A 23,135-nucleotide genomic window follows, 5' to 3' on the forward strand; every position below is an offset into this window, starting at 1 on the left:
GAGTGCTTGAAGAGCGTTTGTTGCCGGTTTCAGCAGAAATAGGCTGAATTGCCTACAGCTCTGAAATCAAACAAGCTTGACTTTTCGTCCTCGAAACGGCAAAAAGTTGAACTTGGCTTGGTCCAACATCCGTGTACAGGTAGGGAACGTTTGCCGAACAGGCAAACGATTTTCTATGAAAACGCTAAAATGGGGTTGATATGATGAATCGGTGGCCTGTAATGAAACGGCTGCTCCCGTTGCTCGCGGGACTCATGCTGTTGCTCACGGCATGTGGAAGAGAAGACCTCTCAACTCTGAATCCGCAAGGACCAGTAGCTGAGAAACAATTCGAATTGATGAAACTGTCCATTGGCATCATGGCTTTGGTCGTTGTCGTTGTGTTCATCATTTGTATTTATGTTCTGATTCGCTTCCGCCGGCGCAAGGGAGACAAGTCGGTGCCGAAGCAAGTCGAGGGCAATCACAAGCTGGAAATTATCTGGACGGTAATTCCGTTGGTGCTGCTGCTGATTCTCGGCGTGCCGACGATCCAGAACGTGTTTGGCTTCGCCAAGGACTACAGCAAAGACAAAAATGCCGTTCAGGTTAAAGTTACGGCGCACCAATATTGGTGGGAATTCGAATACACCGATTACGGGATTACGACTGCTCAGGACTTAATCGTTCCGACGGACAAGAAAATTTCCTTCGAGCTGGCTGCAGCAGACGTGAAGCACTCCTTCTGGATTCCTTCCATCGGCGGCAAGATGGATACGAACCCTGGATCGACTAACAGAATGTATCTGGAATTCCCTAACGAAGGCGTATTCCGCGGCAAGTGCGCGGAATTGTGCGGACCTTCTCACGCCCTGATGGATTTCAAGGCGAAAGCCGTCAGCCCTGAGGCCTTTGACCGCTGGGTTGCCGCGATGAAAGCACCTGCAGCTATGCCTGCGGATGCCGAGCTCGCTGAGAAATTCACTTCGCAATGCTTGAGCTGCCACGCAGTCGGCGAGAACGGCGGCAACAGTGCGCCGAACTTGACCGGAGTGGGCGGACGCGAGACCGTCGGAGGAATTCTGTACAACGATGAAGCTGGCGTTGAGCAGAATCTCAAGGACTGGATCACGGACCCTCAGAAATACAAAAAGGGCGCGATGATGCCAGGCGCCGAAGACACAGGTCTGACGCCCGAAGAAATCGCCGGCATTGCCAAGTATTTGGCCGAATATAAACTCGACTATTAATCAGCGGGAAACTGAAGGAGGTACGTGGCCTTGTCAGCACATGCACATGGACACAAGGTCAAGCGCTATAGCGGCTTGATGGATTGGCTAACGACCGTCGACCACAAGAAGATCGGCATCCTGTATTTGATTGCGGGCTTGTTCTTCTTCCTGATCGGCGGATTGGAGGCAATCATCATTCGGATTCAGCTGCTGAAGCCGATGAATGATGTTGTTGCCGGGGATACTTTCAACGAATTGATTACGATGCACGGGACGACGATGATCTTCCTTGCGGCGATGCCGTTGCTGTTCGCTCTTATGAATGCAGTCATTCCGCTGCAGATCGGCGCGCGCGACGTTGCGTTCCCTTTCCTGAACTCCCTTGGGTTCTGGACGTTCTTCTTCGGCGGATTGCTGCTCAACCTGAGCTGGTTCGCGGGAGCGGTTCCCGATGCGGGGTGGACATCCTATGTTCCGCTTGCCGGGCCGATATTCAGCTCGGGCCACGGGGTCGATTATTATGTCATAGGCCTGCAAATTGCCGGTATCGGCACATTGCTCGGCGGCATCAACTTCATGGCGACGATTATCAACATGCGCGCGCCTGGCCTTACATTCATGAGATTGCCGATGTTTACCTGGGCTATCTTCATCACTTCCGCTTTGATCGTATTCGCCTTCCCGGCGTTGACCGTAGGTTTGGTCGCGATCATGTTCGACCGTTTGTTCCAAGCGAACTTCTTTGATGTCGCCAACGGAGGAAACGGCGTGCTGTGGGAGCATATCTTCTGGGTGTTCGGTCACCCTGAGGTTTACATCCTGATTTTGCCTGCGTTCGGGATTATCTCCGAGGTCGTCAGCACATTCTCGCGCAAACGGCTGTTCGGATACAGCTCCATGGTATTCGCAACCGTCTTGATCGCGTTTCTTGGATTCATGGTTTGGGCTCACCACATGTTTACGACGGGATTGGGACCGGTCGCCAACGGCTTGTTCTCGATTGCGACGATGCTTATTGCGGTCCCTACAGGGGTCAAAATCTTCAACTGGCTGTTCACGCTCTGGGGCGGTTCTATCCGCTTCACGACCGCAAACCTGTTCGCCATCGGTTTTATTCCGACGTTCGTAATGGGCGGAGTTACAGGCGTTATGCTTGCTTCCGCACCTGCGGATTACCAATATCACGATACGTATTTCGTAGTCGCTCACTTCCACTACGTAATCGTAGGCGGCCTTGTGCTCGGGATTTTCGCCGGACTGCATTACTGGTGGCCGAAGATGTTCGGACGTATCTTGAACGAAACGCTGGGCAAGATTACTTTCTGGACCTTCTTCATCGGCTTCCACATGACGTTCTTCGTGCAGCATTTCCTTGGTTTGCTGGGAATGCCGCGCCGGGTATATACGTACCTCGGCGGTCAAGGCTACGATGACATGAACTTCATCAGTACAATCGGCGCGATCTTGATGGGAATCGGAACCATTGTGTTCCTGCTGAACATCTTCATCACGTGGGCGAAGCCTCGCAATGCGGGCAACGACCCGTGGGAGGACGGACGTTCCCTGGAATGGACCATTCCTTCGCCGGCTCCAGAATACAACTTCAAACAAGTTCCGCTCGTTCGCGGATACGATGCTTGGTGGAAGGAAAAGATGGAAGGCAAGACGGCAATGACGCCTTCAGAGCCTGTAGGTTCCATCCATATGCCTTCGCCGTCCATCCTACCGCTGTTCATGAGTATCGGATTGTTTATCGCAGGCTTCGGATTTATGTATGACAAGCTAATTGTCGGCGGTCTTGGCTTGGCGATTACGTTAGGCTGCATGGTACTCCGTTCCTTGTTCGACGATCACGGTTACCATATCGAGCCGGAAGATCAAGATAAGGAGGTGCACGCATGAGCGCACACGACCACGTAGAGGGGCAATTGCCTCACGAGCCGGAGAAAGCGACTTTGGAAGCCCGCAATAAGATTCTGGGCTTCTGGCTCTTCCTTGGAGCAGAGGTTGTCTTGTTCGGTACGCTGTTCGCGGCCTTCCTTGCACTGCGTCACAACATCGGCGACGGTCCTTCGGCGGGCGAGCTGTTCCAGCTTCCGATGGTATTCGCGGCCACGATGATCCTGCTGACCTCCAGCTTGACCAGCGTATTTGCCGTGCAGGCGCTGCATCAGCACAAGAAGAAGGCGATGATTGGCTGGCTGATCGTTACCATCGTTCTCGGCCTCGGCTTCCTTGGCCTGGAAATCTATGAGTTCGTGGAGTACGTGCATGAAGGCCACGGATTTACGACCAGCGCGTTCAGCTCCTCGTTCTACACGCTCGTCGGCTTCCACGGCGCGCACGTTGCATTCGGGGTATTGTGGATCGGTCTGATTATCGGTCAGATTTTCAAGAAAGGCCTGACCGTCGTCACCGCGCCTAAAGTGTATATTTCCGCCATGTACTGGCACTTTATCGACGTTGTCTGGGTATTCATCTTCACCGTTGTTTACTTGATGGGAAAGGTGGCTGGTTAACTTGTCGAGCAATCACAACGAGTCGGCTTCCGAAGGGGTTTCCAAGCGCCACAAGGTCGAAGGACCCCAGAAGCATATTGTCGGTTTTATCCTTTCGCTTGCCCTGACGATTATCGCCTTTGCGGCCGTATCTGCCGGCGAGATTAATGAAACCTTTATCTACATTATTCTGGTTGCCATGGCGGTCGTCCAAGTCATCATTCAAATGGCTTACTGGATGCACATGAAAGATCGCGGACATCTGTTTCCGATCGTCGGAATTCTGTCCGGAGTCGTCGTCGTGATCACGATGGTCATTATGGCTCTGTACTGGGTTTGGTGGTAATTACGGAAGCGCATTGAATTTCAGAGAGGCGGGCCACAATCCGTCCTCTCTTTTTTAATGAAGCGGCAAGGGGCGGCGCGCCGCTCCGGATCGTCGCACATAGAAAAGGGGGTCGGAGGCAATGATGGGTTTGGAGTATTTCTCCTTTCAGGATTTGTGGAGTCCGGCGTTTATGATCTTCATGATGGTCATCGTGGTGTTGTACACGTTTATCATCGGGCCGTGGCGGCATCATTTTGCGGGCAGCGCCCCGGTGCCTGTTCTTCGGCAGCTGGCGTTCGTGCTGGCGATCGCGTTGCTGTACCTGACGCAGGGCGGGCCGCTCAGCCTGTTGGGACATTTGATGTTCACCTTTCATATGACGAACATGGCGTTCGCTTATATTTTGGTTCCTCCGCTGCTGATTTACGGCATTCCCGATTGGCTGTGGCGCTCGATGTTCGGGGCCAGGTTCTGGCGGTTCTGGCTGTTTCGGCTGCTGATGAATCCGATCGTGAGCATCCTGGCATTCGTACTGCTGTTCTCCCTGTATCACATGCCGAGCAACCACGATTGGATTATGACGCATTTCACGATTCACCGTATCTATTACGCCTTGCTGTTCCTGTCCGCGCTGGCGATGTGGTGGCATATCTATTGCCCGATCGCCGAATGGAGGCGGATATCGCCGCTGCTTAGGCTAGGCTATATTTTCATGAGCGGTCTGCTGCTTACCCCGGCATGCGTCATGATCATCTTCGCGGGCGAGCCGCTCTTCGGCGTCTACAACGATCCGGAGGTGTGGGCTCAGGCCATGGGATATTGCGTCTCCGGGGACCCGGCCGCACTGCTCGACAAGTTCGAAGGACCGACTTTCTTCAACATGCTGAGTCCGATCGACGATCAGCAGCTTGGCGGCATCGTCATGAAGCTGCTGCAGGAAGGCGTCAATGTAGCCGCGTTGTATACGGTATTCATGCAATGGTATCGCCGGGATCGCTCTCGGGACAGCGACAGCGTGCTGGATCCGGCCGCCGAATAACACTTATTAACAATCTGTGACGATCCGCCGAAACGTTTGAACTCAGCCTTCGGGGCGGGTACAATGTAGGAAGAGAATTGGCAGATTCGATGCTAGAACAGGTGGATGCTTATGACTTGGTATGAAATTTTTCCGCTCGTCAGCACAAGCTTTATCCTCATCAGCGGAATATTGGTCGCCATTGGCTGGCGCTTGATCTTGAAGCAACGAAGGGAAGCGCATGAGAAGGTCATGATCGCTGCGGCGATCTCGGCGACGATCTTCTTTATCATCTATGTATCGCGCACGATATTCATCGGCAATACGATGTTTAACGGCCCTGATAGCCTGAAGACGGTATATTTGATTTTCCTGCTGTTCCATATCGTGCTTGCGACAGTCGCCGCCGTGTTCGGGATTACGACGCTTCTGCTGGCCTTTCGCAAAAATTTCGCCAAGCATCGCAAGATTGGCCGAACAACGGCCAAAATCTGGTTCGCTACCGTCATTACCGGCGTGACCGTGTACGTTCTTCTCTATCTGTGCTATCCGGGTGGACACACGAAGCCTGTCATTCAGGCTATATTCGGTTAAACCAACCTCCGTTAGCGCTGAGGGTGTTGGTTAAACGCTCGGGTCTAGTCCTGCGTACGCAGACCCGAGCAGGCCAACTTAGACGTTATATTCGAGGATGGGTCAACCCCTTCAAAATAGCGGACATGAAGGGGCTGCTCAATTAATGGGCAGCCTCCTATCCGATTTAAACGATTAGAAAGTATAAGATTCAGGCCTTCTTTATCCCTATCCGATAGCAGGATACAAAATGTCTGCCGCCGTCCCCAAGGACGGCGACAGACATTTTTACTTGAGTGGATTGCTATAAGTTGCTATGGCTCGCGCTAAGTTGCTGTGATTCACCCTAAGTTGCTGTGATTCACCCTAAGTTGCAGGATCGCCATAAGTAGCATTGAATGATTCTCTAAATCGCCTGGACTATCCAAGTTTGCGGACATCAGAGACCTTATTTTAGAAATCAGAGCGATTTTTTAGGATGATGTGGACCTGAGAGCCGTTAAATGGTCTAGAATCCCTCCAATTTACGAATTATTGAGTGAATAACGGCGCTCATGTCCGCGATGAGCTTAAATACTGGAGAAATCGCACGAATAGAGGCTCCTATGTCCGCCACACCATCGACGCAAATGAGGCTCTGTCCCCCTCGGATTTTCCGTATTTTGTACGAATCCAGATCAGAATGATAACTATTGGAATCCTGCCGTAATGATTGACGAAAAGCATCAAGGCAAAGGTTAGGGTAAGGCAGCAATGGAAGCTTTGATTCAATTTATGAGTATTTCACATTGTATAAGAATAAGGATTGGACATCGACCAGACAATCAAATTGCGGGAAAGTTGTATGAGCCTTTAGGGTTTAAAAAAGTTAGTGAAGAAGTAATAGAAGATATCAACTTCAAACTGTTAAACAAATTGCATGGACTGTCGGCAACTGTCGGCAGTCTTTATTTTGAATGGGGCATGCTCAGCCCGAAGGATAGACGAATCTCCGCTGTGCGGAATAGCTAAGCAGGAAGAGCGTTGCTTCCGTCAGTAGCTTGGCTGGGGCCAGCGGAACCGAAAGCTTATCGTGCATAACGAACAGCAGCAAGTAGTTCATGATCACGATTGACGATGCGAGCGCATAATACCGAGGCAAAGCTTTCCGGGCGGGCAAGGGATTGCTGCGCGCAAATACGAAATGACGATTGACGCCAAAATTGAATGCGGAGCTGCCGATTCGGGCTCCGATCACGGAAAGCAGCAGGCTTCCGGTAATCAGATGCAGCAGAACCAGAAGAAGAAAATCAAGGACAGCCGATAAGCCGGAGACCGCGATAAATTTCAGGAACGGCAGGTAAACACGGGCGGAGTCGGCCAGCGGACGAAAGTGTTACGATTCGTTTCCGTTCAAGTATACGGTTTCGATGGGCAGTTCGATCAAGGGATAGCCTGCCTGCTTCGCCTCAAGAAGCATAATCATTTCGTATTCAAAGCGCTCCCCGGAGAGGCTGCAGAGCCAATCCAGCATATCGGGCGAATAGCCGCGAAGCCCGGTTTGCGTATCCCGGACGCTTACGCCTGTAGCGAAGCGATAGACGAGCCTTGTCGCGGCATTGCCCAAGCGGCTGCGAAACGGAACCTTGCCGACGAAATGACGGCTGCCCAGCACGATATGACCGGGGTTGCGCCGGAGCGCTTCTCCGACTGCGGCGATGTCCTTCGGCAGATGCTGGCCATCGCTGTCCGCGCATACAATGCCTGAGGTATCGCCGGATGCCCGAATGTGGCGAAACCCGGTTTTCAGGGCGCTACCTTTGCCTTGATTGCTCCGATGCGTCAATACGGTGCAACCGGCGCGGCGCGCCTGATTGAAGATGCCGCTGTACCGTTCGCCGCTTCCGTCGTCCACGAGGACGATGGAGCGGTTCCCTGCGGCCTGCAGCCGTTCGATGAGCAGCAGTAGCTTCTCGTCCGGTTCGTAGGAAGGAATCAGAATGGTCATGGGATAGAACCGCCCCCTCTATTCGCGAATGTAGAGAATGTCGCTGACGCCGCGTTCTTTTTGCTTACCGAGCGGATTGTTGACGACCCTTCCCATGAAGTACATGGTGGATGAGCCGCCGCCGTCCAGATTGTAGGCTTCGGTCGCTCCGAGCTCCGAGAACAGATTGGCGAATTCGAGCAGCGTCATGCCGCGGATGTAATTGTCGCTGCGGCCGTCTACGACAATGAACAGATAGTGGTTGGGAGCGATCATTCCGATGCCGGTTCTCGGATTCGCGTTCTGGATGGAGCGGTTGCCGAAATTCGTATCGATCTCGACATGCTCGAAGTCTCCCGCCACTTGGCCGTCCTTCACCAGAACGGGACCGAACGAGAAAGTATTCAAGGCTCCTTCGGCAAGCAGGTCGGAGGAGGCAAGCTCGTTCTCGTCGTAGGATTTCATCGAGCCGTCCTTCAACAACGCGAAGGCGTCGCGGGCCGGATCGTCCCGATAGAGCGTTCCGTTGCGGATAATGACGCCGTCGCTGCGAAAGCCGTAGTAGTCTCCATTAATGGCGAATATCGCGTCGTGATCGGCGGCAATCTCCGAGGTTCGTTCCGTGATGTTGCGTCCGAACGCGTTGTCTGCGAAGGCGGCAAGCAAATTGCTCGGTTGGCTGACTTGGACGTCCGCGACGAAATAGGTGACCAGATCGGACCCCAAGCCGCGCTGAAGCTTGCGAATGCTGATCGTCGCCACGTCGCTGCGATAGTTCCAATCGTCGTAGGTCGCGTTTGCCGTGGCTTGGCTGGCGGCGCTTGAGGGCGCAGGCTCGTCGGCTACGATTCTCTCGACATGCTCGATCAGATAACGATCGGCCAACCGGTATACGATCGTGCCGACGACGGCTATGAAGAATAATAGAGCAATGAGGATAACCTTTGTTTTTCTGGCGAGCTTCGGGATAGGAATCCCCTCCTTGGCGCGTTCCGTGAAGCGCGAAGATAATAGGCCTATTGTGACATCGCGAACTGAATTCAAGATGAAGAGAGGCTGAAGCGAGCCTGAGGCGGAGTTGAGCGTTTGCTGAACGGCTGCCTCCCCCCGGACAAACCCAGTCATGATCTTGCCCGTTGCCTAATATAGATAAGGTGAACGGTTGAACCGGGAAGCCGGTCAGTGCGGAAAGGGTGAGCCGAATGCTTCACATCGTCGCTTGCATCAAGCAGGTGCCGGATACGAAAATCATCAAGATGAATCCGAAGACCAACACGATGGACCGGGCCAGCGCGCCCGCCATCCTGAATCCGTACGACGCCCATGCCGTGGAGGAGGCAGTGCGGCTTCGCGCTCGTTATGGAGGAGTCGTCTCGGTGCTGACGATGGGGCCTCCTCCTGCGGTCAAGGCGATTCGCAAGTGCATCGAGATTGGGGCCGACGAAGGTTACATGATAACGGACAAAGCCTTTGCCGGCGCGGATACGCTGGCGACGAGCTATGCGCTGGCGAAGGCGCTGGAGAAGATCGGGCAGCTTCGCCCGATCGATCTTATCGTCTGCGGCAAGATGACCATCGACGGAGATACGGGGCAGGTCGGGCCGGGAATTGCGCGAAGGCTGGATATGCCTCCGTTGACATCGGTCAACAAGGTCGTCGAGATCGACGCCGAGCAGCGTTGCGCGATTGTGCATCGCAAGCTGGAGGATGGCTATGAAGTCATTCGTTCGACGCTGCCTTGCTTGCTCTCGGTGGAGAAGGATATCAACGAGGTTCCGTATTCGCCGCTGCCGAACATGCTGCGCGCCGCCCGCTATCAGCCTCACATCTGGACGGCGGCCGATCTGCAGGACATTGATCGGACGCAGCTGGGGCTTAAGGGTTCGCCGACGATCGTCAGCTCCGTGTGGGCGCCTCAAAAGCCGCAGGGGGGTAAAATGCTGGAGGGCAGGCCGGAAGAGCAGGTCGGCGAGCTGATCGATATTCTGCTGACGCGCCGAGAGCTGTTCGGCACTGCTGCGGGAGGTGACGGTGGATGAATTTCGAGGATTATCGCGGAGTATGGGTATTTGTCGAGGAAAAGGACGGAGCGCCGGCTCCAGTGTCCCTGGAGCTGCTTGGAGCGGGCAGGAAGCTTGCGGATAAGCGGAAGACGGAGCTTGCGGGAGTCCTGATCGGAGAAAATAACGGCGCTCTCGCCAAGACTGTGCTTGAGTACGGGGCGGATAAGGTCTACGTCTATGACGATCCGATCTATCGGTTCTATCGTACGGAGACTTATATGAAGGCGATGCTGGACTGCGTCGAGAAGCATAAGCCCGAGATTTTGCTGTACGGCGCCACCTCGACGGGCAAGGATTTGGCCAGCGCGGTGGCGACCGACTTGCCGACCGGCCTGACTGCGGATACGACCCAGCTGGACGTAGAGGAGGACACGGGCTTGCTGCTCGCCAGTCGTCCGGCGTTCGGCGGCAACATCATGGCGACGATCCTGTGCAAGAAATATCGCCCGCAGATGGCGACCGTTCGTCCCAAAGTCATGAAAGCGCTGCCCCGACAAGAGGCGGCTTCGGGAGAGGTGGTCAAGGAGAGCCTTCCACTGCGGGAGGACGACATTCGTACGAAAGTGCTGGAGATTGTCCGTTCAACGACCCGGCATGTCCGGATCGACGAGGCGGACGTAATTGTAGCAGGAGGCAAGGGCTTGGGCGGGCCGGCCGGCTTCCAGGTCGTGCACCGGCTGGCCGAGGCGCTCGGCGCGGCCGTCGGGGCGAGCCGGGACGTGGTTGAAGCGGGCTGGATCGAGCATCATCACCAGGTCGGCCAGACGGGATTGACGGTGACGCCCAAGGTTTATTTCGCCATCGGCATCTCCGGGGCGATTCAGCATGTCGTCGGGATGCAGAACTCGGGCCTGATCATTGCCATCAACAAGGACCCCGCCGCCCCGATTTTTCAAACCTGCCATTACGGAATCGTGGGGGACGCACTGACCGTTGTCCCGATGCTGACCGAAGCTTTCCTATCCGCTCTGGCGAGAAAGGAGGAGGCCGATGCCGGAAAAGTTTGACGTTATTGTCGTCGGCGCGGGTCCGGCCGGAATCGCCTGCGCCTATGAGCTTGCCAAAGCGGGCGTTAACGTGCTGCTGATCGAACGCGGAGAATATCCGGGCTCGAAGAACGTAATGGGAGGCGTGCTGTACCGCAAAATGATGGAGGAGATCGTTCCGGACTTTTATAAGGAAGCTCCGGTCGAACGGCCTATCGTGGAGCAGCGGTTCATGATGATGGATCGGAATTCCGCCGTAACCTTCTCCTACAAAGGCATGGAGTGGGCGGCGGAGCCGTACAACAATTTTACGGTGCTGCGCGCGAAGTTCGATCAGTGGTTTGCCTCTAAGGCGGTCGAGCAAGGCGCGCTGCTGCTTAATGAGACGGTCGTGCTGGAATGCATCGTCGAGAACGGGCAAGTCGTCGGGGTGCGGACGGATCGCCCGGACGGCGAGCTGCGCGCAGATGTGGTCGTGCTGGCGGACGGCGTCAACTCGCTGCTGGCCAAGTCGCTCGGCTTCCATAAGGAGTTTCGCCCCGACGAAGTGGCGCTGGCGACGATGGAGGTGCTCAAGCTCGACAAGAAGCTGATCGAGGATCGCTTTAATCTCGAAGCAGGGCAAGGCTGCACGATCGAGCTGTTCGGCGACGCGACGAAGGGCATTCTCGGCACCGGCTTCCTGTACACGAACAAGGATACGCTGAGCATCGGCGTCGGCACGTTGCTCTCCGGCTTGATCAAGCATAAGATAAAGCCTTACGAGCTTATGGAGTATGTGAAGGGACACCCTATGATTCGTCCTTACCTGCAAGGAGCCGAGCCGCAGGAGTACTTGGCGCATCTGATTCCCGAAGGCGGCTATCATTCAATGCCGAAGGTCGTATCGGCGGGCGTGCTGGTCGTCGGAGATGCCGCGCAGCTCGTGAACGCCATTCATCGCGAGGGCTCCAACATGGCGATGACGTCGGGGAGGCTGGCTGCGGAGACGATCGTTGCGGCGAAGGAGAAGGGAGATTATTCGGAGAGCGCTCTTGACGGCTATCGGAAGAAGCTGATGGCCAGCTTTGTCGGTCAGGATCTTAAGAAATACAAGGACGCAACGCATCATTTCGATAAGTTCCCGCAATATTTCGAGCAATACATTCCGATGGTCAATCGCGCCGCCAGCCAGATGCTGACCGTTGACGGCACCTCCAAGCGGGAGAAGCAGAAGAAAATTTGGCGGGACCTGGGTCCGGCTAAGGAAAAGCTCAAAATGGCCCGCGATCTGTATCGGGCATGGAGGGTGATGAAGTAATGGGCGAAGCGCAACCGGCTGCGGGAGCCAAGGCCGCGACGATCGAAGAGAAGCAGTATTTGCTTCGATTCAATGCCGATACGCAGTCGCATCTTCACGTCATGGATACGGAGGTGTGCATGTCGAGCTGCCCCGATAAAATCTGCACGATATTTTGTCCGGCCGAGGTCTACAAGTGGGAAGAGGTTCGCATGCACGTCGGCTACGAGGGCTGCCATGAGTGCGGAAGCTGCCGAATCGGCTGCCCGCATCAGAATATCAAGTGGGTGTATCCGAAGGGCGGTCACGGCATCGTTTTTCGACTCGGGTGACAAAGGGTGGTGCGCGACTTGAAGGTTGGAGATCACGTCGTATACGTGCCGGACGGCACCAAAGGAGTCATTGTCGAGGTTCAGGGCGATTTGTACCACATCATTTGGGAGGATCACTTCAGCAGCTGGGAGCAGGGGGAACGCCTGAGAAAGCCGGAAGCGCAGCGGTGAAGGGATAGAGCCGCCGGTTGCCGCGATCGGCGTTCAATTCATATCCGAGCAGTCGCAAGCCGCGCTTCCGCGAGAGGAGGCGCGGCTTTTGTCGCGCGGTACTCTTCGAAGAAGACGAGGGGCTTCGACTCAGCTTTAAACTAGGACGCGCGAAGCTTGTGCACGGCCGTGAAATTATGAGATGATTTGAAGCAAAGGGGGACGTCGCCTATGACACGTATCGGATTCGCCGTCGCCGGAGCGTTGGTCTGCCTGGCGTTGGCCGCCTGCGGGAAGCAGAGTCCGCCCGAGCCGGTCGCCACGGCATCCGGCCAAGCCGCCGGCATCGAGCTGGAGGCGGTCTTCGGAGAGACCGAGTTCGACAAGCCCGTGGGGCTGGAGCATCGCGAGGGTTATCCCGAGCTTGTCTATATTATCGAGCAGCCGGGGCGGATCGTGAGCAGGAGCCTGGAGCATCCGGAGGAACCGACCCGGCTCGTGCTGGATATTACGGAGCGAGTGCACGACAAGGGAGGAGAGCAAGGGCTTCTGGGACTGGCGTTCAACCCTGAGCGATCAGAAGAGGCCTATGTGAACTACACTACGGCTAGCCACACCGTTATCGCCCGGTATAAAGCCGATCCGGCGAATCCGGATACGCTGGACCCTGGCAGCGAGCAAGTGCTGCTGACCATCGCCCAGCCTTATTCGAATCATAACGGGGGCCAGCTTGCCTTTGGACCGGACGGGTATTTGTACATAGCGACGGGAGACGGGGGAAGCGGGGGAGACCCGCAGAACAACAGCCAGAACCTGGAGAGCCTGCTGGGCAAAATCCTCAGAATAGACGTCAGCGAAGAGAAGGATGGACGTCCTTACGCGATTCCGGCGGATAATCCTTTTCTTGAGGGAGGCCAGCCGGAAATCTACGCATACGGACTGCGGAACCCGTGGAGGTTCAGCTTCGACGAGGAGACGGGCAAGCTATGGGCCGCCGATGTGGGACAGGATCGCTTCGAGGAAATCAATCTCATCGAAAGCGGACGGAATTACGGCTGGAGATTGCGGGAGGGCGCGGAATGCTATAACCCGAAGACAGGCTGCGAGCGGGAGGGCTTGACAGACCCGCTGTTTGCCTACGGCCGGAGCGAAGGCGTATCCGTTACGGGCGGTTTCGTGTATCGCGGGACCCGAATGCCCGATTGGTCAGGCTGGTACATCTACGGAGATTACGGGAGCGGTACGATCTGGGCGCTGCGGCAGCGCGACGATGGAACGGCCGAGCATCGGACTCTTCTGCACTCGGAGAGAAACTTGACTTCATTCGGGCGCGATGCAGAAGGAAATCTGTATGTCTGTACAGCCGAAGGGCGTATCTATAAGCTTCGGCAGCCGCAAGGCACGTAAGAGAAAACGGAAAATAGGTGAACAGCCATGGCATCGAAGAAAACGAAGATTGCGCTGGGAGCTGCGGCTGCCGTGCTGCTGCTGCTCGCAGGAGCCTACTTCCTAGGGCGCTATCTGTCCGACGAACAGAGATTGCTGGACCGTCTCGATAGCGCCATCGAGCGCGGCCAACCGGACAAGCTGCTGGAGCTGCTGACCGCGCCGGAGGGACAGGCTCCGCTCGAGCGGAAAGCGGCAGAGGCGATGATCGTCTATTTCAAGGCGAACGAGGACAAGAAGAAGGCTTTGCTGGGAAGGCTGGCGGAGGAGGCCGACCTCTTGAAGGCGGACGCGATTCCGGCGTTCGCAGACGACGACAAGTCGGCTTTCGTCTATCTGAGCAAGACGGAGGGCAAGCGCTGGGGGCTGTATGACGGCTACGAGCTGAAGCTGAAGCTCTATTCACTTCCGGTGACGACGAACTTCGGCGGCTCGGCCATCCTGCTTAACGGCAAGGAAGCGGGAACTGCCGGAGCGGGCGGCTCCGTGCTGGAGGTAGGGCCGGTGCTGCCGGGAGAGCATACGATCAAGGTCGTCTACCAGGGAAAGTATACGAAGCTGGAGGAGGAACGGACAGTCGCAGCCTTCCCGGTCGGCGGCGGTGTAGAGACGGTGGACGTTCCGCTGAAGGGCGAATACGTCAGCGTATTCGCCAACAATAGCTCTGCGCGCATATTCATTAACGGGGAAGATTTGGAGCTGGCCGTCGGCGACGGGCAGCGTATCGGACCGATTGCAATCGACGGTACGAACAAGATGCGGCTAGAGGTGGAGTACCCTTGGGGAATCACCCGAAGCGAGGAGGAGGCCATCGACGGAGATCGGCTGGAGTTCAACCTTCCGAGTCTGACCGAGACCGTCAAGGAGGGGGCGATGGAAGCGGCGTATTCGTTCCTGACCAGCTGGTACGAGGCCTTCCGCAAGCGGGACGCCGGATCGCTGCGCCATGCGTACCCAGAGCGCGCTAACGATCTCGCCGCCCATTTTGCGGAGATGATTGCCAACGACGAATTCTACAGCGGGGAAGTTCGGCGGGCGGCGTTCGATCTCGACAGCTTCCGGCTCGATCAGTACAGCGATACCGAATATTCGGTATCGGTGCAAGCTAAGGTCGACTACAGCGAAGCCTACTATTACGGAGCTTACGAGACCAAGCCGGAGCCGATAGAGGGAACCCAGTACACCCAATATCAATTGCTCTACGAGAACGGCCAATGGCTCGTGTCGGGCTGGATGAACCTTGACGCGATCAGTACGGATAACTTAAAGGTATTCAAGTAAAGGACACAAGAGCTTCCGGCCTTCGGGATCGGAAGTTTTTTATGCGCTGCATCAGGCGTGAGAAATCGATTTTTCCTAGATAGGACATATGTCCTTTTGCTTGTGGAATAATGATCCTACAATAAGAGAAGAGCTTGCTCGTTAACGATAAGGGAGCCCTTGCATGAGGAAGATTCAAGATGCCTTACTGCTTCGTCGATTCATGGACAAGCATCGGTTAAGCGGATTGTTCGACAAGAAGACGGAAGCGTTAATGGAGCTATATGCTTTCGATAAGGGAGAGATCGTCTACCTGGCCGAAGGCCGCGCGGAGCATCTGTTCATGCTGGTTCAAGGCAGAGTCAAAATTTACCGCGTGCTGCCTAACGGCAAATCGATTCTGATCCGGTTCTATCAACCGCTAAGTACGATAGGGGATTTGGAAATGCTGGGAGAGCTATCGGTAAAAAGCACGGTGGAATCGGTGAACGAGACGTTGTTCATCGGCATTCAGCGGCAAGCCTTGCTGGAGACAGCCTGTGAGGATGCCGCCTTCCTGCGCTTCATTATCCAGAGTCTGGCCCACAAGCTGCATACCTTCTCTACCTCGTCCAGCCTGAATCTGCTCTATCCCGTCGAAACGCGGTTTGCGGGCTACCTTCTCTCCATCACGGACGAGCAGGACAGAGCTTTGACAGAGGAGATCAAGACGGGCAAGCTGACCGAGATTGCAGAGCTGCTCGGGACGAGCTATCGCCATCTCAACCGTGTCATCTCGCGATTCGTGAGGGAGGGCTGGGTCGAGCGATCGCGGGGCTCTCTATACGTAAAGGATCGGGCCCGGCTTGAGCAGCTGGCGAACGGAATTTCCTATCACTAACAGGAGGAGAATAAAGTGATCGGTATTGTCTACGCGATTATCGCGGGCTTGTTCGTCAGCATTCAAGGCATCTTTAACGTTCGGCTTAGCGAGAAGGTCGGGTTCTGGCTGACGAACACGATCGTTCATGGATCGGGCTTTCTGCTATCCCTCGCGTTGTTCTGGCTCATTAAGGACGGCAGTATTCATAAGCTCCAATCGGTAAATAAGCTGTTTCTGCTAGGCGGCTTCATGGGTGTTGTTATCGTGTTCACCGCCATGAAATCGGTCGTCGCGCTTAATCCCGCATATGCGATCGCCGTTCTGTTGATTGCGCAGCTCCTGTGCGCGCTTGCGCTGGAGAGCTTCGGCTTGTTCGGAGTCGAGAAAGTCGAGCTTTCGGCGAACAGGCTAATCGGTATCGCCGTAATGATTGCGGGCGTGATCGTATTCAAATGGAAGTAGGCTTCTTCAATCCGCTCCGTAATATGCGATGATCTCGATTGTGCTTGCGGGTGAATAAAAGAACCGACTGCGCTGTCCGCTTGGGACGACGCGTCGGTTCTTTGCCGCTTGGAGCCGTTTATTTCGGCTCCTCCTTGAACTGGCTCAGGAAAGGCTTGGGAATGTCGGTCTCGAATCGCATCAGCTTGCCGGTAACCGGGTGCTCGAAGGCGAGAATCCGGGCGTGCAGGCCGAGCCGGGCGAACGGCTTCGTCTTCGCGCCGTATTTTTTGTCGCTGGCGACCGGATGGCCGATATCCTGCATATGGACCCGGATCTGGTTTTTGCGGCCGGTTTCCAGTTCGATTTGCAGCAGCGAGTAGTTGCGGTTGGCCCGCAGCACCTTGTAATGGGTAATCGCATGCTGTCCGTCGTTCGGCACGGGGCTGGAGTACATCTTCAGCGTGGACGTTTCCTTCAGCCAGGAGCTGATCGTCCCGTTCGTTTTCTTGACCATGCCTTCGACGAGCGCCACATAGGAGCGTTCCTTGACGAACTCCTTCCAGCCGTTCTGCATCTTCTGCTGAACCTTCTCGCTCTTGGCGAACATCATGACGCCGGAGGTTTCCCGGTCCAGACGGTGAAGGACGAAGATGCGGGCGTTAGGATCGGCAAACCTCACGTGCGCGGTCAGCTGGCGATAAGCGGTCAGCTCGGATTCCTGCTCGGTGGCGACGGACAGCAAGCCGGCGTCCTTCTGAACGACGATGACCGCGTCGTCTTCATGCAGAATCCGCAGTCCGGCCAGCGGGGGCGCGGCCAATGTGCGTTCCTTGCGGACGGTGACGGTCTGCCCCGGATGAAGCGGGAAGTTGTACAGCTTCTCAACCCGATCGTCGACGGAGATTTGACCGTGGGCCAGCATGGACTTGACGGTGTTTCGGCCCTGCGGCGCAAGCTTGGCCAGCAGAAAGACCAGCAGCTCGGCTGGCTCCGTCACCTTGAACGTTCTGCCTGGCGCGGGTTTTCGATTGAAGGCCCCGGTACGAGGGCGGGGAGTAGGTCTGCTTTTGCTCATAGTGAATCTATCTATCCTTTCGGGGTCGCGTCCGTTATTCTGTCTCGATTATACCCGATTTGTCGGCATCCACGAAATGAACGGTGTAGGCCAGCTTCTGGGCAGCTCCGGATTTCAGGCGCAGGCCCTGTATCGTCACTTGGTAGCGGTCGTCTTCCTTGTACTCCGCAATGCCCCCCGGACGGAAAATAATCGCCGTCCCCGAGCCGTAACCGTTCGTCTCCACATTAAAATAGTTGCCGGTCTCCGCGACCTTCCCGTGCTTCGCGCTAAGCTTCCACGTTTTCTTGTCTTTGACGCGCACGAGGGTGACAGTGACGGCGCTTTTTACAGGCGCTTTGAATTTGTCCATGTTCAGACTGACCGACCAAGCATCGTTCGGGCCGAATCGATTGATCGGAAAATCCCCTTGCGCGGGGTAAGCTACATAATTGTAAGCAATGGGCTTCGCACGGCTCTGATCGAACACCTGCAGAACGGAATACGTCCAGCGCTTGTCGTTCGAGGCTTGGCCGAAGCCGATCTGCTGGAGCCGTGGATTCAATATCCAACGGCGATGGCCGACGACGGACAGATTGTAGATATCCGAGTCTTCCATATAAGCGTCAACGGCACGCGATAGAATATGTTCCTCCTTGCCGTAATAAGCGTAAATATTGGCTGTTGTGGTTGAAGCGTAGCCCGCCGTATAGAAGGATTTGGACATGTTCGCAGGCTTGGCCGGCGTATGGCTGAAATCGTCTTCCGCGGCGAGCAGCACGGAGCCGTACTGAGCCTGCTTGTTCATTTTCGCCGTTGCTGTCAAATCGTAAGGCAGACCGCTGATGAAGCGATAATAGTTAACGGCATTAAGGCCATCCTGAATGTATTCCGCCTTTAACGAACCGGGGGCGTAAGGATGGCGAGCGGAAGGGGCCGAAGCATAAGGAGACGTGAAGTCCGCCGTCGGGTGCATCAGCTTCTTCCACTGAGCGGCTATTTCTTGCGCGGTGCGTGCCGGTAAACCCGTGCCCAATGCAGGCAAAGCGGCATTAACCGAAGGGGCAGGCGGGATCGGCATCCAGACGAGAAGCATGGACAGCGCCGCAATAAACCAATATCGACTACGATTCATGTTGTCAGCTCGCTTTCGTGAAGGGTGTCGTCCAAGGTTCCGACGCGAGACGACGTTCTCTCCCTTAATTCGCCTTTAAGGTTTTATTTTCCTGTAGGGTTGACGAAAATAGATTCACCCTGTATAGTGTGTATATGGATATACACACATGAACACTTTGCGAGGAGGACTCCCTATGACCCAGCGGCAAGCCGTTGCCCATATCGGGGCTTATCTGTGGAGACGGGAACGGTGGGGGATGCTGTTCACGCTGCTCTTCGGAATTTATCTGGGGTTTATCCTCAGCTACACGGTGGATGCGATTCTGGGCAGCAACGAGGCCATTCCGAAGTCGTTAAACGTGATCGTCGATTGGATCTACCTGACGATGTTTCCTTCCTTCGGTCTGGTGATGAACAAGTCCGCATGGGGAATGTGGCGGGACGACCATTACTCCAGACGGTTGGCGCACTGGCGCACGATGCCGATTCCGATCTCCTCCATCGTGAAAGCCAGAATGGCGCAAAGCGGCTTGATGATTCCCATCATCGGCGGAATTTACTTGCTGCTCCAGTACGCGGCTTCGCAGAACCTGAGGGATACGTTAACGCCGATGCAGATGGTACAGTTCGGATTGATCTGGCTCTGTTTTGCTCTGGTGATTAACGGGGTATACATTTGGGCCGAACTGAGCTTAAGCGGCAAAGGCTACTGCTTCTTTTACCTCGGCTACTTCGTTCTGGTTACCGTCTTGTCCACTCTGTTCGTCTGGCAGGAGATTTACGTGTTCCAAGAGGTGCTGGAGATAATCCGAAGCGGACACGGCGGGGGCTGGATTGCCGGATTGGCGGCTCTTGCCGCGGCGGCGCTCTGGATCGGCTACAGGGCTACGGTTAAGCGTATACGGTCCAGATCTTTACCGTTAGGATGAACGCTAGATGAAGAAAGTGAGGTGAGCTTGTGTGGCTGCCGATACGCATAGATGAACAACGGCCTGAACCGCTTTATCATCAGATCGAGGTGCAGCTTCGCGGGCTTATCCTCGGCGGACAATTAAAGGAAGGAACCTTACTTCCCTCGATCCGCGAGCTGGCGGTTTCGCTGAAATGCAGCGCGATTACCGTCCGCAGGGTATATCAGGATCTGGAAAGCGAGGGCCTGATTCGTACGAGGCAAGGCACGGGTACTTTTGTAGCGGGAGTAGAGCCTGTCGCACGAGACGAGCATCGTTTGGAGAGAGTCTCGGACGAGCTGGAACGGGCAATAGATGCAGGCTTGCAGCTGCAATGCACCATGGAGGAAATCGATGCCGCATTCCGGCAAGTGATGGCGCGGAAAGCGGCGGACAGGGGGGAGAAAACGGAATGACGGCTACGGGTACAGAAGTCGCGATCGCGTTGCGCGGCGTGAAGCTTCAGCATGAGCGGTTTACGCTCGGGCCGATTCAATGCGAGATTCCTCAGGGGATGGTCACGGCCATAGTCGGACCGAACGGATCGGGCAAGAGCACGTTGTTTCGGGCGCTGCTCGGACTGGAACCGATACAAGCGGGGGAAGCGGACATCCTGGGGCAGCGCGTAGGCGGTCCCCAGGGCGAGGCCTACAAGAGCCGGATTGGTTTTCTTGCGGAGAACCCGCTGCAATACGAGAATTCAATGACGGCCGACGAGAAAGCGAGATTCGCATCCTGCTGGTACCCGAACTGGGACTGGGAACGCTATCGCAAGCTGCTGAGATCCTTCGACATCGACGGCGGACAGAAGCTGAGCAAGCTGTCGAAGGGGTCGCGCCGCAAGATCGAGCTTGCCGTCACGATGGCGCACGATCCCGAGCTGCTGCTCCTCGACGAGCCCTCGTCGGGCCTCGATCCCTTCGCCTGGAAAGCGATGCTGGAGGAGCTTCAGCGCTATATGGAGCCGGGAAACCGGACGCTTGTCCTTGCGACCCATATCATGGAGGAGATCAAGCGGCTGGCCGACTACATCCTCTTTATCAATCGCGGGAGGATACTGGGCCTCTATGAGAAGGATCGGCTACTGGACGATTGGAGAACGATCGTCGTACAGAACGAAGCGGCCGTTAAGGGGGATGCCGAACGGCTGCAGCGAACTCCGGGTCTTCAGGGGGTAACGGAAGCGGGGCCGGGCGTCTATCGCCTCGAGGTCAACGAGCCCGAGCAAGGCGAGGCTTATTGCAGAGAGAACGGGTTCCAGGTGCTGGCAGTTCAGCGAATGGAGCTGGAAGATATATTAAGCTGTTTAATTCGGAAGGAGGAAGCAAGACGATGAATCCATTACAAGTAGAGCAAATTGTTAAAAACTATGGCAGCAAGACAGCCGTTAACCACCTAAGCTTCGAGGTGGCTGCGGGCGAAATCTACGGCTTGCTCGGCGCGAACGGGGCCGGCAAAACGACGACGATGAGGATGGTTCTGGGATTGATATTGCCCGACGAGGGAAATATCCGCTATCTCGGCAAGCCTTACAGCCAGGAGCAATTGAGCATGCTGGGCTACCTGCCGGAGGAGAGGGGCATGTATCCGAAGATCAAGGTGAGCGAGCAGATTATCTATCTGGCTCAGCTGCGCGGAATGTCCCGCAAGGACGCCGACCGTAATTTGAAGCGCTGGCTGGAGAAGTTCCAGGTGCCGGAGTACTATAACAAGAAGGTCGAAGAGCTGTCCAAAGGCAATCAGCAAAAAGTTCAATTTATCGCGGCCGTCATCCATAATCCGAAAATTCTTATTCTCGATGAAGCGTTCAGCGGGCTTGACCCGGTTAACGTAGAGCTGCTGAAATCCACAGTCAAAGAGCTTCGCGACGCGGGAACCAGCATCGTGTTCTCGACGCACCGGATGGAGCATGTCGAAGAGCTGTGCCGGAACATTACGATTATGCATAAGTCGAATCCGGTTCTGCAGGGCCCGATTAAGGAAATCAAGAAGAAGTTTCCGCAAGAGCGGGTCGTCGTAGCCGCCGATGGCGCGATCGAAGGGCTGGAGCGGATACCGGGAGTGGAGCGGGTCATCCTTCACGAGCATGGCGGATACGAGCTTAAGGTCGGCGCTCCGGATGCCGGGCAACGCATCCTTCAGCACGCGATGGCGCAAGGTCCGGTCAACCGCTTCGAGATTATGGAGCCGACGCTCAACGAAATCTTTATTAAAACGGTAGGTGAGAGCCATGAATAACAGCTTATGGACGGTAATGGGCTTTACGATGCGCAACAAGCTGCGCAGCAAATCCTTCATTATTATGACAGTCGTGCTTGCGCTGCTGCTGGTCGTCGCGGGCAATCTTCCTTATTTGATCGACAAGCTGGGCGGCGGAAGCTCCGCAGCGAAAGTCGGCTATGCGCAAGGTCAGCATGCCGAAATTACGGAGGGACTGGCCCAATATTACGGCCAGGTGCCGGAGCCCGATATCGAGATGGTGGGCATGGCCAGCGAGGCGGAGCTAAAAAGCTCGCTGGAGAACGGGGACATCAAAGGTTATCTGACGTTCGCAGATGAGCCGGCCGGAGGTTTTCCTAAGGTCGTCTACAACTCCAAGAGCGCGTTCGAGGGCGGCACGGCTTCCTCTCTTACCGTGGTGCTTCAGCAAATCAAGAACGAAGCGATCATCAAGGATGCCGGATTGTCCGATGAGCAGAAAGCGCAGCTGTATGCGCAGGTAACGCTTGAAACCCAGAAGGTCAGCTTCACGAACGAAAAGGGCAAAACCGAGGAAGAGCAGGGCATGGCCATCGGCTTGACCTACGTCATGATTATCCTGCTGTTCATGGCGGTCATGATTACGGGACAACTGATCGCTACGGAAATTACGGCGGAGAAAAGCTCGCGCGTAATGGAAATCATCGTGACCAGCGTCTCCCCGCTGAAGCAGATGTGGGGCAAAATTCTCGGAACGTTCCTGGTGGCCATCATCCAGCTCGTCGTTCTGATCGGGGCGTTGGTCGCCAACCTGACCATGCCGCAAAACTCGGATATTCTGAAGAGCTTCGGCATCGATCTGGGCAACATCGATCCTATGCTGCTGGTATACGCAATCGGCTTCTTCCTGGCAGGCTTCTTCCTGTACGCAACTCTGTTCGCGGCCGTGGGCTCGATCGTCAGCCGTACGGAGGACCTGGGGCAAGCGGTTATGCCGATTACCTTGCTCACGCTCGTAGGCTTCTACGTTGCGATGTTCGGACTTAACCAGCCGGATCACATTCTGATTCAGGTGTGCCAGTACATTCCTTTCTTCTCGCCGTTCCTGATGTTCCTGCGGATCGGATTGTCGGAGCCGGCTTGGTGGGAAATTGCGCTCTCGATCGGCATTCTGGCCGCATCCATCCTCCTGATCGGCTGGATTTCCGCCAAAATCTATCGCGTCGGCGTTCTGATGTACGGCAAACGTCCTTCGGTCAAAGAGATTATGAAAGCGATGAAGGCTTACAAGGTATAAGGATTTCCAATATTGTGAAGGATGACCCGAAAGATGGACACTTGAAAAAAGTGACCTCTTTCGGGTCATTTTGCGCTTTAGCCAAATAAAGGATGAAAAAGCT

General features: G+C 55.5%; 25 protein-coding genes. 20 read left to right on the plus strand and 5 right to left on the minus strand.

Going from position 1 to position 23,135, the window contains the following annotated elements; genetic code table 11:
• The first annotated feature begins 200 nt into the window (after nucleotides 1-200).
• The 6 genes from coxB to ACFO1S_RS01500 all read left to right on the plus strand — a co-directional run bounded on the left by coxB (nucleotide 201) and on the right by ACFO1S_RS01500 (nucleotide 5,649).
• Nucleotides 201-1,229, plus strand: a complete 1,029-nt coding sequence (gene coxB, locus ACFO1S_RS01475) for a cytochrome c oxidase subunit II (protein WP_204600999.1) — start codon at nucleotides 201-203, stop codon at nucleotides 1,227-1,229.
• 78 nt (nucleotides 1,230-1,307) lie between these two features.
• Complete coding sequence (gene ctaD / locus ACFO1S_RS01480; protein ID WP_204601071.1) at nucleotides 1,308-3,113, plus strand: cytochrome c oxidase subunit I; 1,806 nt, start codon at nucleotides 1,308-1,310, stop codon at nucleotides 3,111-3,113.
• Complete coding sequence (locus tag ACFO1S_RS01485; protein WP_204600998.1) at nucleotides 3,110-3,730, plus strand: cytochrome (ubi)quinol oxidase subunit III; 621 nt, start codon at nucleotides 3,110-3,112, stop codon at nucleotides 3,728-3,730. The genes ctaD and ACFO1S_RS01485 overlap by 4 nt, the downstream gene beginning before the upstream one ends.
• Nucleotide 3,731: 1 nt before the next feature.
• Complete coding sequence (locus ACFO1S_RS01490) at nucleotides 3,732-4,055, plus strand: cytochrome C oxidase subunit IV family protein (protein ID WP_204600997.1); 324 nt, start codon at nucleotides 3,732-3,734, stop codon at nucleotides 4,053-4,055.
• A gap of 121 nt (nucleotides 4,056-4,176) precedes the next feature.
• Nucleotides 4,177-5,076, plus strand: coding sequence for a cytochrome c oxidase assembly factor CtaG (gene ctaG / locus ACFO1S_RS01495; protein WP_204600996.1), 900 nt, complete (start codon nucleotides 4,177-4,179; stop codon nucleotides 5,074-5,076).
• Nucleotides 5,077-5,187: 111 nt separating this feature from the next.
• On the plus strand, nucleotides 5,188-5,649 hold the full coding sequence (locus tag ACFO1S_RS01500; protein WP_204600995.1) for a DUF420 domain-containing protein: 462 nt from the start codon (nucleotides 5,188-5,190) through the stop codon (nucleotides 5,647-5,649).
• A 946-nt stretch (nucleotides 5,650-6,595) separates the two neighbouring features.
• Here the strand turns inward: ACFO1S_RS01500 and ACFO1S_RS01505 are convergent.
• From ACFO1S_RS01505 to ACFO1S_RS01515, 3 genes are read right to left on the minus strand one after another with little or no spacing between them, the layout of a single operon-like run.
• Nucleotides 6,596-6,991 carry a GtrA family protein gene (locus ACFO1S_RS01505; protein WP_378126276.1) on the minus strand — a complete coding sequence of 132 codons (396 nt, stop codon included), beginning with the start codon at nucleotides 6,989-6,991 and terminating at the stop codon, nucleotides 6,596-6,598.
• A gap of 12 nt (nucleotides 6,992-7,003) precedes the next feature.
• Entirely contained in the window at nucleotides 7,004-7,615 is a 612-nt protein-coding gene (locus ACFO1S_RS01510; protein WP_378126101.1) for a glycosyltransferase family 2 protein, read from the minus strand.
• 18 nt (nucleotides 7,616-7,633) lie between these two features.
• The gene (locus tag ACFO1S_RS01515; protein ID WP_204600993.1) at nucleotides 7,634-8,719 is read right to left on the minus strand and encodes a phosphodiester glycosidase family protein; all 1,086 of its coding nucleotides are present in this window, start codon (nucleotides 8,717-8,719) and stop codon (nucleotides 7,634-7,636) included.
• 77 nt (nucleotides 8,720-8,796) lie between these two features.
• On the opposite strand from ACFO1S_RS01515, the gene ACFO1S_RS01520 reads away from it, so the two are divergent.
• The 9 genes from ACFO1S_RS01520 (at nucleotide 8,797) to ACFO1S_RS01560 (ending at nucleotide 16,434) form a co-directional block, all read left to right on the plus strand.
• Nucleotides 8,797-9,633, plus strand: coding sequence for an electron transfer flavoprotein subunit beta/FixA family protein (locus ACFO1S_RS01520; protein ID WP_204601070.1), 837 nt, complete (start codon nucleotides 8,797-8,799; stop codon nucleotides 9,631-9,633).
• Nucleotides 9,630-10,664, plus strand: a complete 1,035-nt coding sequence (locus tag ACFO1S_RS01525; protein WP_204600992.1) for an electron transfer flavoprotein subunit alpha/FixB family protein — start codon at nucleotides 9,630-9,632, stop codon at nucleotides 10,662-10,664. The genes ACFO1S_RS01520 and ACFO1S_RS01525 overlap by 4 nt, the downstream gene beginning before the upstream one ends.
• On the plus strand, nucleotides 10,648-11,943 hold the full coding sequence (locus ACFO1S_RS01530; RefSeq protein WP_204600991.1) for an FAD-dependent oxidoreductase: 1,296 nt from the start codon (nucleotides 10,648-10,650) through the stop codon (nucleotides 11,941-11,943). Before ACFO1S_RS01525 ends, ACFO1S_RS01530 begins: the two co-directional genes overlap by 17 nt.
• Nucleotides 11,925-12,254 (plus strand): ferredoxin family protein, encoded by a 330-nt coding sequence (locus ACFO1S_RS01535; protein ID WP_204600990.1) that lies wholly within the window; start codon nucleotides 11,925-11,927, stop codon nucleotides 12,252-12,254. Before ACFO1S_RS01530 ends, ACFO1S_RS01535 begins: the two co-directional genes overlap by 19 nt.
• An 18-nt stretch (nucleotides 12,255-12,272) precedes the next feature.
• Nucleotides 12,273-12,425 carry a hypothetical protein gene (locus ACFO1S_RS01540; RefSeq protein WP_204600989.1) on the plus strand — a complete coding sequence of 51 codons (153 nt, stop codon included), beginning with the start codon at nucleotides 12,273-12,275 and terminating at the stop codon, nucleotides 12,423-12,425.
• A 210-nt stretch (nucleotides 12,426-12,635) separates the two neighbouring features.
• Nucleotides 12,636-13,811: a PQQ-dependent sugar dehydrogenase gene (locus ACFO1S_RS01545; RefSeq protein ID WP_204600988.1), complete on the plus strand. Its 1,176-nt coding sequence runs from the start codon at nucleotides 12,636-12,638 to the stop codon at nucleotides 13,809-13,811.
• A 27-nt stretch (nucleotides 13,812-13,838) separates the two neighbouring features.
• On the plus strand, nucleotides 13,839-15,131 hold the full coding sequence (locus ACFO1S_RS01550) for a TcaA 3rd/4th domain-containing protein (RefSeq protein ID WP_204600987.1): 1,293 nt from the start codon (nucleotides 13,839-13,841) through the stop codon (nucleotides 15,129-15,131).
• A 163-nt stretch (nucleotides 15,132-15,294) separates the two neighbouring features.
• Nucleotides 15,295-15,990 (plus strand): cyclic nucleotide-binding domain-containing protein, encoded by a 696-nt coding sequence (locus ACFO1S_RS01555; protein ID WP_204600986.1) that lies wholly within the window; start codon nucleotides 15,295-15,297, stop codon nucleotides 15,988-15,990.
• A gap of 15 nt (nucleotides 15,991-16,005) precedes the next feature.
• Complete coding sequence (locus tag ACFO1S_RS01560) at nucleotides 16,006-16,434, plus strand: DMT family transporter (protein ID WP_204600985.1); 429 nt, start codon at nucleotides 16,006-16,008, stop codon at nucleotides 16,432-16,434.
• A 118-nt stretch (nucleotides 16,435-16,552) separates the two neighbouring features.
• Here ACFO1S_RS01560 and ACFO1S_RS01565 read toward each other — a convergent pair whose 3' ends face one another.
• Both ACFO1S_RS01565 and ACFO1S_RS01570 read right to left on the minus strand, forming a co-directional pair.
• On the minus strand, nucleotides 16,553-17,491 hold the full coding sequence (locus ACFO1S_RS01565; RefSeq protein ID WP_204600984.1) for an RluA family pseudouridine synthase: 939 nt from the start codon (nucleotides 17,489-17,491) through the stop codon (nucleotides 16,553-16,555).
• A 34-nt stretch (nucleotides 17,492-17,525) separates the two neighbouring features.
• Nucleotides 17,526-18,605: a CAP domain-containing protein gene (locus ACFO1S_RS01570; protein ID WP_204600983.1), complete on the minus strand. Its 1,080-nt coding sequence runs from the start codon at nucleotides 18,603-18,605 to the stop codon at nucleotides 17,526-17,528.
• 175 nt (nucleotides 18,606-18,780) lie between these two features.
• On the opposite strand from ACFO1S_RS01570, the gene ACFO1S_RS01575 reads away from it, so the two are divergent.
• The 5 genes from ACFO1S_RS01575 to ACFO1S_RS01595 are packed head-to-tail and all read left to right on the plus strand — an operon-like array spanning nucleotide 18,781 to nucleotide 23,032.
• Complete coding sequence (locus ACFO1S_RS01575) at nucleotides 18,781-19,515, plus strand: hypothetical protein (RefSeq protein WP_204600982.1); 735 nt, start codon at nucleotides 18,781-18,783, stop codon at nucleotides 19,513-19,515.
• A gap of 29 nt (nucleotides 19,516-19,544) precedes the next feature.
• The gene (locus ACFO1S_RS01580; RefSeq protein WP_204600981.1) at nucleotides 19,545-19,952 is read left to right on the plus strand and encodes a GntR family transcriptional regulator; all 408 of its coding nucleotides are present in this window, start codon (nucleotides 19,545-19,547) and stop codon (nucleotides 19,950-19,952) included.
• Nucleotides 19,949-20,872 carry an ABC transporter ATP-binding protein gene (locus ACFO1S_RS01585; RefSeq protein ID WP_204600980.1) on the plus strand — a complete coding sequence of 308 codons (924 nt, stop codon included), beginning with the start codon at nucleotides 19,949-19,951 and terminating at the stop codon, nucleotides 20,870-20,872. Before ACFO1S_RS01580 ends, ACFO1S_RS01585 begins: the two co-directional genes overlap by 4 nt.
• A complete protein-coding gene (locus ACFO1S_RS01590; protein ID WP_204600979.1) occupies nucleotides 20,869-21,774 on the plus strand; it encodes an ABC transporter ATP-binding protein in 906 nt (301 codons plus the stop codon). The genes ACFO1S_RS01585 and ACFO1S_RS01590 overlap by 4 nt, the downstream gene beginning before the upstream one ends.
• Nucleotides 21,767-23,032 carry an ABC transporter permease gene (locus ACFO1S_RS01595; RefSeq protein WP_204600978.1) on the plus strand — a complete coding sequence of 422 codons (1,266 nt, stop codon included), beginning with the start codon at nucleotides 21,767-21,769 and terminating at the stop codon, nucleotides 23,030-23,032. The genes ACFO1S_RS01590 and ACFO1S_RS01595 overlap by 8 nt, the downstream gene beginning before the upstream one ends.
• Nucleotides 23,033-23,135 lie beyond the last annotated feature (103 nt).

Origin of the sequence: Cohnella boryungensis (assembly GCF_042651945.1) — a bacterium.
Taxonomy (GTDB): Bacteria; Bacillota; Bacilli; order Paenibacillales; family Paenibacillaceae; genus Cohnella; species Cohnella boryungensis.